7 protein-coding genes and 1 pseudogene are annotated in these 6,799 nt (G+C 36.6%); 2 read left to right on the top strand and 6 right to left on the bottom strand.

The window, feature by feature from the left end; translation table 11 throughout:
• Positions 1–142 precede the first annotated feature (142 nt).
• The 6 genes and pseudogenes from AACS90_RS13960 to AACS90_RS13935 form a co-directional block, all read right to left on the bottom strand.
• On the bottom strand, positions 143–349 hold the full coding sequence (locus tag AACS90_RS13960; RefSeq protein WP_099109787.1) for a hypothetical protein: 207 nt from the start codon (positions 347–349) through the stop codon (positions 143–145).
• 133 nt (positions 350–482) lie between these two features.
• Entirely contained in the window at positions 483–1,346 is an 864-nt protein-coding gene (locus tag AACS90_RS13955) for a Thoeris anti-defense Tad2 family protein (protein WP_099123064.1), read from the bottom strand.
• Positions 1,347–1,824: 478 nt separating this feature from the next.
• Positions 1,825–2,409, bottom strand: a complete 585-nt coding sequence (locus AACS90_RS13950) for a DUF1133 family protein (protein ID WP_099123063.1) — start codon at positions 2,407–2,409, stop codon at positions 1,825–1,827.
• Positions 2,410–2,596: 187 nt separating this feature from the next.
• Positions 2,597–3,217, bottom strand: coding sequence for a recombination protein NinG (locus tag AACS90_RS13945; protein ID WP_099123062.1), 621 nt, complete (start codon positions 3,215–3,217; stop codon positions 2,597–2,599).
• Between the two features lie 133 nt (positions 3,218–3,350).
• The gene (locus AACS90_RS13940; RefSeq protein WP_339373623.1) at positions 3,351–4,547 is read right to left on the bottom strand and encodes an SIR2 family NAD-dependent protein deacylase; all 1,197 of its coding nucleotides are present in this window, start codon (positions 4,545–4,547) and stop codon (positions 3,351–3,353) included.
• Between the two features lie 327 nt (positions 4,548–4,874).
• Positions 4,875–4,964: pseudogene (locus tag AACS90_RS13935) on the bottom strand (hypothetical protein); the annotation flags it as partial.
• Between the two features lie 319 nt (positions 4,965–5,283).
• Between AACS90_RS13935 and AACS90_RS13930 the strand changes: the two are divergent.
• The gene (locus AACS90_RS13930; RefSeq protein ID WP_099123061.1) at positions 5,284–5,898 is read left to right on the top strand and encodes a hypothetical protein; all 615 of its coding nucleotides are present in this window, start codon (positions 5,284–5,286) and stop codon (positions 5,896–5,898) included.
• Between the two features lie 13 nt (positions 5,899–5,911).
• Positions 5,912–6,748: a hypothetical protein gene (locus tag AACS90_RS13925; RefSeq protein ID WP_099109781.1), complete on the top strand. Its 837-nt coding sequence runs from the start codon at positions 5,912–5,914 to the stop codon at positions 6,746–6,748.
• Positions 6,749–6,799: the final 51 nt, after the last annotated feature.

The following is a 6,799-nucleotide window of genomic DNA, read 5'->3' as shown; positions in this document are numbered from 1 at the left end:
AGGATTGTTTAGGGATGAGGCAGGAAAAATCGAAAGATAAGGATTTATAATGAAGGCAACAAACCGCGTTATTTTCAACGCGGTTTGTCAGCAGTCTGAAAGGTCGCATATAGCGACCTTTGATGAATTCATATTGTTGATATCAGGATGTATGACAAGCCGGTGAGCACCAGTAACAACCATCGGCAGTTTTATAACCAATCTCTTTTGCCCGTGCGACAGCAAGGGTGCAACTAGAAAAATAGCCAAGGTATTCTCTATTTCTAGCTAGTGGGATATGAAGGCATCCGGCATGGTGTACTTCGTAATCACCCTGATTGTCAGTCTCAGTATGAACATAATAGTGCATGCATTTTCTCCTATTGTTGCGTACGCCAGGAAATAATATGATCAATAAATAAACGCTTCTCAGCTAAGTGTCACATCATTAATAGATTAATAAAAAAGGCCGCATTAAGCAGCCTTGAATTCAGTGTGTGGATTTATTTCCAGTTGAAGCAAAAAAACAGTGTATTACCTACGTTTTGTTTCAGTAGATCGCCTAGTTTTGATGCATCAGTGTTATTATACTGCCCGATGAATTCGTATGGGCCTTCACCAACAATAGATGCTTCGCCAGCGCTTCCTAGATGATAAAGTACCCCATCAACATTTACAGAAAGAATTTTATCAAATAACTCTACCATTTTCTGATGGCCTTCTTGATTGTTATCAGAGGAGACCCTGATATAAATGCCCTTACCTTCATCATCCCACACGAAATATGAAAATTTCGTAATATCAGTTTTATTTTTAAGGTTAGTTAAAGTACCAAAAGGCCCTTGATTCCCACCAGATTCAAACTCATCGTCAGCGAGGTAGCCATATATCAGCTCAACGTTTTGGTAACTGCCTTTCTCTACATTTAGATCAAAAGACAGCATACAATCCATCAAAACCCAATCACAGGCCATCATATCTTTTGATTCAGGCACCCAAGGTGAAGGACTACCATCTGTATCTGACTCCTGAATATAGATAAGATGGCCAGAACTGTCGTTTTTGGGAATAAGGTATATATTTGCATTCCAGCTACTGCGTCTCACTGGCTTATTTAAATACACTTGAATAATTGCCCACGGGAAAGTACCTGCTGGCGCACCTACACTATCATTAAATTCAATAGATTTAATCTTAGGTTCAATCGCTTCATATTCAACAGATTTAATTTTAGGCTCAATCGCTTCATACTCAACAGATTTAATTTTAGGTTCAATCGCTTCGTACTTAACAGATTTAATTTTAACTTTAAATTGTTCAGGATCAAAAGAACATTGCGTACCATCCAGCTTATTAACATCAGACATAAACACCTCACTTTATTATTCGTTAAAGGCCATTTCATCCTACTGCTAACTAGCCAGTTAATATTACTGAGGTCAGGTTCCTATCTCAATTGAATAGCCTGTAACAGAATCAATACGCCTTAAAATAAGGTGACGCATGATAAAGTTTGTCTGTTAGTCGAGTGCGTGATTCCGTGAGGTGTATATTTGAAGTTTGGTGCTGGTATGAGCTTAATCTATGGCGATCAGTATGTTGACCGAAACACTTAAAATCACACTTAATATATTGATTTAACTACAATATAGGTATTGATCGTAACGTACACTTTGAGCTGAAAACTCTAAATTAACTACTGGTAGATACGAAAAAGCCCCACTTGGTTAGTGAGGCTTTAATCTGCTTTCGGTTTTACTACTCGAGCATAACATAAAACATATAGTTTTTAGGCGCGTTTGTCAAATATATTTCTCCTTATTTTTCATTTTATAAAAATAAATTCTATTTATTCTCTGTCATAATGGAATAAAGCATATCTTCAGCAGCGTTATTAGCCCACCTGACGCGCCGTTTTGCAGAATCAATATCAATTGTCTGATGAGAAAGGCTCTCTAAAATGCTTTGAGAGCTTCTGCGCATCTTGTATCGTTTAATAACTACATCGCGAATGGGATTATCAATCGTGAATACTTCAGTCATACACTTTTCAACAAATTCGGCATCATCTTTTTCTTTGGCGAGGCGAAGAGCACCGAGAGTTGATTTATTTGGCATGATTACTTCTTTCACTTTCTCTAATAATTCCTTTCCGGTGTAGCCTAATTTCGCATAATTAGTCATCACTAAATTAATTGCGGTAGTGGTTCCGTCATCCCATGTTTCCCTCACCATCAGGCGACCAATGATATTAATATTTCCGCCACCCGGTGAATCATCACCTTGATTTTCAGCCCCCCATAACATCAACATATACCTTACCCATGTGCGATCTGAGGGAGTTATTTTTTTCACCCCTCTGCACCATTTTTGACGAAGTTGTTTTTCAGACCTAAAGCCGGCTAGTTCCGTGTAATCTCCCTTTCTCATCTTACCTCCGGCAATACCGTATGCTCTTTATCGAGACGCGTTGTATACATCAAAATTCCCGCCATTGATTTTCTATGTACCCTAACAACCATCCTCCCGCCCTCCAGTTGGAGAATGCAGCGGTGATGACCCTTTCTCCTTTTCAGATATCTGGCCTCTTCGATTGCAGGCTCTAGTTCGGTAAACACTATGCTGCCTCCATTTGTTTCTGTTTCTGCCGCTTTTCGTAATACCTGGCACGACGAGTGAAGAGCTTTTTCACCCGTTTCAGGTACTCGATATTGAATTTGCGTGGTTGGTTGTCGCGCTCCAATTGAGTGACTCGCTCTTCACCAATTTTCTCAATCAGGTTTATGCGGTACGGGATTAAATTCCCTGATAGGTCGCGGTTGCATTGGACACAACCAGCATAAATATTGAATAGATTAAACCTTAGATGTGAGGCCGATCCTCTTGACCTGTAATGGCTTGCATCAACTGCCCCTCCTCTCACGCCGTAATTCAGCGCTCTGCCACAGGCAATACATGGTTGACCGTAATCACGCCAAAATATGTATTTATTAACTGCGGCTTGCGCTTCCTTAGTCCAGTCAGATTTAGACTTTAGCTTTTCCCGTCTGACTTTCAGTTCCTGACGCTCAATAGAACGCTGACGCCGGAGTGCTCTGTCCTCCTTGCGTTGGATGTTTCTATTTGATAATTCGATGGTGCATTCGAGAGAGCAGACGGTGTGAGTGGTACTTCTAGGTGTGAATTCTGATTGGCAAATCTTACAAGTCTTGGGCTTCGGCGTTTTTGCCTTTGCCACCTTATCCCCCTAAAGCCAATCCAATAATCAGTGTGACTGTGATCCAAAAGAGTGTGAATATGAGGTATTTCATTTGATTCCCTTTTTCCATAAAAAAACCGCCATCAGGCGGCTTTTGCAAATAGCCAATAACTTAACCCATATCAAGGCTGAACTTTTTTCCGTCTTTTACTAAAATTAATAATTCTTTCTCTTCATTGGAGTATCTACTGGACATTTTTATTTCTCCATTCATTATGGCGCAATGATATTTATTATCAGATGATTTTAGATCGACCCCTGTAATTTCTTTCACATTCTGGAGTAAGTCATTAGCACCATGCCATCCTTTAAAACCCAATGCCTGCCCTAATCTTGTTAAGCTAAATGGGTAATTCGAATTAAACGCTTCCGGAGTTGAAGCATCCGTTATCCCATACAAACGAGGTAATTCATTACTTTCATTAGCAATAGAACTTAATCTTTTATAGTCTATTTGCACTGGGTTTTTAGGAATATCAGTTCTTATCAACTTATAACTTCTTGCCAATAATGCCCTTAAAACCTTAGGATCAAAATTATTTATTGTTGGATTATCTGAAAAAGCATCAAAAACCCATGTGAAATCATTAGATACTATTCTTTTCACTCGAATAGATTTATTATTATCTATTGGAATTAGAGCTTCTCGAGACGGATAAGCATTATCATTTAAATCAGCATCTCTATGCAAAATGTATATATTGCTAATTAACCCCCCTCCCTCTGATAAAATTTCATCTATATCAGATAAAATTTCTTTTATATTCTCATCTTCAATGCTATAATCAATAAATATTAACGGGTGTTCAGAAAAGAAAGTTAATAATTTAGCACTAAGGTATTTTTTCTTGCTTAAAAAAATATCATAATCATTTTTATTAATGACTATTGATTCTGGTTCATCACAAGAGCCATGTATTTTAAATATTTCCCCAATACTTCCATTAGCTAATCTAATAATCTGTTGACCAACGATAACTTCATAATCAGGAAAAATATTATTTATAATATTATCATAATTTGTTGTGACTATAGAATGAGGCCTTATCTTTTTTAGCGCTTCTATTTCTTTAGTAAACTCTCTTTGATTAACTATATTTAACCCTTTAAAAAAATCAGCTATCTTATGCTTCAGATAGATATCCCCTTCATAATCTTCACAAAATAGTTCTTCTGGAAACTCATTTCGTCCATCACCCCACGCCCAATCACGATAAGCGTCAGACAAAATAGTTCCGATATCTATGTTTGTTACTTTTTTTTGTGTGTAATAAGCAAATGGATGCTTAATTTCTGGGCACTTCGCCATTAAATCCTTCAATAAACCTTCCCAATCTGGCCCGTTTGCATACCTCCTAGTTAGGCCTGATCCAATAAAAAGAATTGGTTGACACTCAAGACTTTCTAAACATGCCTAGATATCATCCGTTACATCTGATTGATATTGCTTATAATCGCGAATCATAGGGTTTATCATAGATAATGAATATATAAGATAATCCTCTACATAAGTTAATATGCTGTCTATTGAGATTAGTGGTTTTTGTTATGTATCACACAAAGTTATGTGTTTCTTTTGTCCTAGCCATTTCAGTTATTGTTTAACCTCATTGATTAAATACCACGTCCTTATCTGTCACTGTTCCTGCCTCCACTTGAGTTGCATATACTCGCTGTCATGCGAAATTGTCAGTGCCAGACCAAACTGAGCACACCATGCTTCAACCCATAGAAGACAAGCGTAGCGCGTCAGTGTAATTTGAATCTATTGTGTTACGTGAAATTTAAATGATGTAATTAACTGATTTTATTTAAGAAGAGAAGTTAATCACAATTCTTTTGAGGTATCTCTATTTACACTTGAATAGATAAATTATTCTGTTATATCTTATTCGGTATATGTACTTACGGTAAGTCGTTGTCATTGATAATAAACAGGTTTTAGTCGGCTTAGCTTCTCAGATGTAATGAGATCGTAGCTATTAATTTAACTGTGGCACGGAATCCTAAATTTTCTTTGCTTCTGATGAATGGAAAGAGCAAATATGGTGAAAAAAACTATGTTACTGGCTTTGGCTGCTTTTTTAGGTGCGGGTATCGTAATACTAATCCAGTGGATGCGTCCCCCCACAGAAGATCCTTACTTTTTTTTAAATCCTAAACCAACTACACTTGGTGGTTACCACGCGATCGAAGCTCCGATTAAGCTGTATGAAAAAGGGGAAAAAGTAGATTTGGTGTTTTGGAAGGTTCCTCAACCTAAACCTAAACTTCTCTATCTTATTCCTGCTAATACTCCATCACCTAAAATTAGTTTGAATATTAAAAAACGCGAAAATTCTAATTTAGGGTTCTATGTTAGTGACATATTTAGAGGAAGCGGCCCTATACATAACCTTAAAGGAAAGCCTATTTTTGATATAAAAATATATAAAATAAATGATGATTTAACAGAAAGCATAGTATATGAAAAAACTCACACAAGAGTAACTTCTTCATCTGGGTGGTCAGGTAATAATTTATTTGGTTTAGTGGATTTTGGATCCCCATATCAATATGGGCAATATCGGTTGACAGTGGAAGTACTAGCTGATTTGTCAGCATTAAAAATGGATGACTTAAGTTATTCCATTTATATTGATCAGAGATCAATAAAATAAAAGGATTTAAAAAATGACACCAAAAAACACGACAGAAGAATTATTAATAGAAATTGCTAACGACAATACTCTTTCAAAAGAAAATAAAGAAAAACGTATCAATGCCAGTGCTTATCCTGATCAAAAAACAAATTATGCCGCAGGAAAACCATGTGCTACGTGTGCACCTCCACAAGCAAGACCCGAATTTGTAGAAAATTTAATTAAATCTTTAGACAAAAGGTATATCGTTATTATTTACGCAGCGCATCCGGGCACGCCTCTTAATAACGATGATGGAACGCCTCACTTTGAAAAAGGTGAAAGAGTAACATCGGCGGCTGGACATATGTGGTATGAAATTTCAGACAGTTATGTTAATGACTCCTATGGATTTGCACCTATTGTATCAGGAATTACGGGAGCAGGTAGGGTGACAAAAGAAGATACAATACATTATGAAAATCCACGATATAGTCGTACCATGGAAATTGCAGAAGAACACTATAATAAATTGAAGAAATACGGCGAATTAGCTAAAAGTGGAAATAACCCAGATTTTAATCTTGGATATAATGGTGCGACGAATAGTTGTATTGATTTTACTTGGAAAGCACTTCGCAGTGCAGGACTCATACCCGAAATAACATGGAATGACTTTACTGGAATTAATAAAATCAATAAAATATTTAAAAAATTTGATGGTGATTTTAAGGTGGATAATAACATCCCGCATATAAAATCAATTCCTGCGCCATTCCCTGATAGTGAGCTAAATAAACAACATTACAATAAACCGCCTAAAAAAACACTATCACAAATAATACTTACTCAAACAAATAGCAATAAAACAGATATTAAAATCAGCTAAATGGAAATATCTCTTGAATTCATAGAGTCGTAGTGAACTAATAAATTGATC

Source organism: Xenorhabdus sp. KK7.4 (assembly GCF_963876465.1).
GTDB lineage: Bacteria > Pseudomonadota > Gammaproteobacteria > Enterobacterales > Enterobacteriaceae > Xenorhabdus > Xenorhabdus stockiae.
This window is presented reverse-complemented; position numbering and strand designations above follow the sequence as displayed.